This is a genomic window from Frankia sp. CcCS3 (assembly GCF_977927575.1).
Genome location: NZ_CDWRCL010000350.1, coordinates 1 through 2,794 on the forward strand (window position 1 = coordinate 1; position 2,794 = coordinate 2,794).

4 protein-coding genes and 1 riboswitch are annotated in these 2,794 nt (G+C 71.7%); of the genes, 1 reads left to right on the forward strand and 3 read right to left on the reverse strand.

Annotation, left to right across the window (positions count from 1 at the left end):
- Positions 1 to 174: 174 nt before the first annotated feature.
- Positions 175 to 924, forward strand: coding sequence for a TetR/AcrR family transcriptional regulator (locus tag AC08OQ_RS19030; protein WP_476602017.1), 750 nt, complete (start codon positions 175 to 177; stop codon positions 922 to 924).
- A gap of 161 nt (positions 925 to 1,085) precedes the next feature.
- Here AC08OQ_RS19030 and AC08OQ_RS19035 read toward each other — a convergent pair whose 3' ends face one another.
- Genes AC08OQ_RS19035 through bluB form a run of 3 tightly spaced genes read right to left on the reverse strand, consistent with a single transcriptional unit; the run spans position 1,086 to position 2,492 of the window.
- Complete coding sequence (locus AC08OQ_RS19035; protein WP_462188587.1) at positions 1,086 to 1,475, reverse strand: type II toxin-antitoxin system VapC family toxin; 390 nt, start codon at positions 1,473 to 1,475, stop codon at positions 1,086 to 1,088.
- Positions 1,472 to 1,759: a type II toxin-antitoxin system Phd/YefM family antitoxin gene (locus AC08OQ_RS19040; RefSeq protein ID WP_462188588.1), complete on the reverse strand. Its 288-nt coding sequence runs from the start codon at positions 1,757 to 1,759 to the stop codon at positions 1,472 to 1,474. Before AC08OQ_RS19040 ends, AC08OQ_RS19035 begins: the two co-directional genes overlap by 4 nt.
- Positions 1,760 to 1,778: 19 nt before the next feature.
- Positions 1,779 to 2,492 (reverse strand): 5,6-dimethylbenzimidazole synthase, encoded by a 714-nt coding sequence (gene bluB / locus AC08OQ_RS19045; protein ID WP_476602018.1) that lies wholly within the window; start codon positions 2,490 to 2,492, stop codon positions 1,779 to 1,781.
- Positions 2,493 to 2,528: 36 nt separating this feature from the next.
- A riboswitch (cobalamin riboswitch) is annotated at positions 2,529 to 2,726 on the reverse strand.
- Positions 2,727 to 2,794: the final 68 nt, after the last annotated feature.

A 2,794-nucleotide genomic window follows, 5' to 3' on the forward strand; every position in this document is an offset into this window, starting at 1 on the left:
GGTTTCGGGAATGCTCAACACGACCTGAACGGAAACAGGGGGCCGAAAGGTGGTGCCCGGCCCGGGCCTGATCCGCGACTTGCGGGCCTGATCCGCCCATACCGCCCCGGTCGGCGGGAGGCCGCCGTCAGTCAACCCTTGCGGAGTGAGTACTCACTCCGTACTGTGGATCGCATGCCAGAGACCTCACCGACCCCGCCCCGACGCCGGGCCCCGGTCATGGACCCCGACCAGCGCCGCGCCATGATCGTCACCGCGGCCCTCCCCCTCGTCATCGAGTACGGCACCTCGGTCACCACCGCGAAGATCGCCCGCGCGGCGGGCATCGGGGAAGGCACGATCTTCCGCGTCTTCGCGGACAAGGAGGCCCTGCTGGCGGCCTGCCTGACCGAGGCGCTGCGACCCGACGACACCGCCACCCACCTGGCGGCGATCCCGCTCGACCAGCCGCTCCCGGCCCGCCTCACCGAGGCGGCCGAGGTGCTGCGCGGCCACATGGCCCGGCTGGGCGCCGTCGCCGGAGCCCTCGCGGCCACCGGCCGGCTGGAACGCCGGATGCCCGCCACGGCGGGGAGAGCCCGTTCCGACGACCGATCGGCCGAGCCGCCGTCCCCTGCCCTTTCCCCGGCCCCGGCCTCAGCCCCAGCATCGGCCCCGCCGGCCGTCCCACCAGCCGTCTCACCGGCCGTCCCACCGGCCGTCCCGGACCGCGAGGCGGGACTCGCCGCGCTGCGGACGGCCCTGGCCGCGCTGTTCGAGCCCGAGCGCGAGGCGCTGCGGCTGCCGCCGGAGCGCCTCGCGGGCGCCTTCGCGCTGCTGCTGATGCCCGCCGGCCGGGCAGACGCCCCCGAGCTGCTGACCACCGGGGAACTGGTGGACCTGTTCCTGCACGGCGCGCTCTCGACCGCCGGGCCGAATCCGTGAACGGGCCCGCGCACGGCGGTGGATCCGCTCCCCCCGGCGGCGAGGCCTACGCCGAGCTGACGCCGCGGCGGCGGACCCTGGTGACCGTCGCGCTGCTCCTGACGCACGACGTCCCGGTCCGCACCCCCAGGCTCCGATGGGTAGCGAGCCCGGTCCCCGCCTCAGGCGGGCACAGCAACGGTCAGGCCTTCCTGGGCGGCGGCGGTCGACAGGCGCTTGTCGTAGCTGACGAAGACCAATGACGGCGCATCGAGCCGGAGCGCCGTCGCGAGATGCAGGGCATCCAGCGAACGCAGCAACGGATCCGTCAAGGCCGCGGCGGAGACCATGATCGGCTGGTCGATGGGCACGAGCGTGATCCGCGACAGGACGTCAGGGATACGGGGAAGAGCGGCGGGGTCGCTGCAGCGCAACGCTCGGGTCACTTCGAGCATCGCAAACGCAGACGACACCGCGACGCCTGGCCGCACGGCAAGCCAGGAGCGCAGCGCACGCGTCTCACTCTCCGGATGGGTCAACTTCACCAATGCACTGGAATCCAGATAATTCAAGAAGATTCCCCGCGTAGCTCCGCCACCACGTCCGCGGAGTCACGGCCATCCCAGCTGCCCGTGGACGTCGGTTCGGGGAGATCAGCCAGGCTCGCGGTGGAGAGGGTAACGCGCCCCTCGGCAACGAGTTGGTCCAGGTAGTCACTGCCCGTCTGCGTCAGTTCGGGCACCAGCCTCGCCCACGGTCGTCCGTTGCGAGTGATGATGATCGATTCTCCCGCGTGCGCACGGTCAACCCAGGTACCCACGGCATGGCTGAGATCCCGCAGGCTCACCACAGTCATGCCTCAAGTCTAACAAGTGTTAGACACCCGCTGGCCCGTCGATTCCAGGATCAGCGGGAGCACCGTCCCCGGACGGCATCGCGCCCCATCGCTCGGCGTGGACCGCGTCGGCGAGGGGACGCCGTCGGGCCCAGCCGTGGCGTTCGAGGTCGGGAACGTGCTCGAGGTGGGTCACCGGCCCGAGGCAGAGCCACGCCACGGGCCGGATGTAGGCGGGGATGGCGAGCAGGTCACGAACGAACGGCTCCCGGTAGAATGACACCCAGCCCACCCCGAGACCCTCGGCGGTCGCGGCGAGCCACAGGTTCTCGATCGCCAGGCACACCGAGTACAGGCCGGCGTCGGCGATGGCGTGCCGACCCAGCACCGCCGGCCCGCCGCGGTGCGGATCGTAGGTCACGACCAGCGACAACGACGACTCCAGGATGCCGTCGATCCTGATCCGGGCGAACCGGGCGGCACGCTCACCGGTCAGGGTCGCGGCGAAGACGGCGCGCTCGCGGTGCACGTGGGTGTGGAAGTCCCGCCGGGACCGCTCGTCGGTGACGAGGATGAAGTCCCAGGGCTGGCTAAGGCCGACGCTCGGCGCGGCGTGAGCTGCCCCGAGCACCCGGTCGAGCACGTCGGCGGGGATCGGCCCGCCGGTGAACTGGCCGCGCACGTCGCGCCGCCGGTGCAGGACATCGTAGAGGTTCGTGGGGTGGAGGTTCGTGGGGTAGCTGTCGGTAGGCATGGCAGGCTCCCGCTGTCCGGCCGCCCGCACGACGACGGGCGGCGTCGATGCGGGGCCGGTCTTCGGACTTCCGGATCAACGCCGGCCGTCCGCCTTCCCGGGCCCGAAGACCCAGTGGCTGCGCGGCGCGCATGGACGGCGACTTCCCGGTTACCGCGGCGGGCCCGTGCCGGACCTTCACCGGCTTCCCGATTCTCCCCGGTCCCCCGGGGCACCCCGCGCATGACGCCATTGGGGACGATACAGGATAAATCGACACATCAAGGTGGCGGCGATCCGTCAGCCGGTGAATTTGGGGGACC

Coding starts and splice junctions, on each gene's coding strand:
- AC08OQ_RS19030 (WP_476602017.1), top strand. CDS start 175: ATGCCAGAGACCTCACCGACCCCGCCCCGACGCCGGGCCCCGGTCATG.
- AC08OQ_RS19040 (WP_462188588.1), bottom strand. CDS start 1,759: ATGACTGTGGTGAGCCTGCGGGATCTCAGCCATGCCGTGGGTACCTGG.
- bluB (WP_476602018.1), bottom strand. CDS start 2,492: ATGCCTACCGACAGCTACCCCACGAACCTCCACCCCACGAACCTCTAC.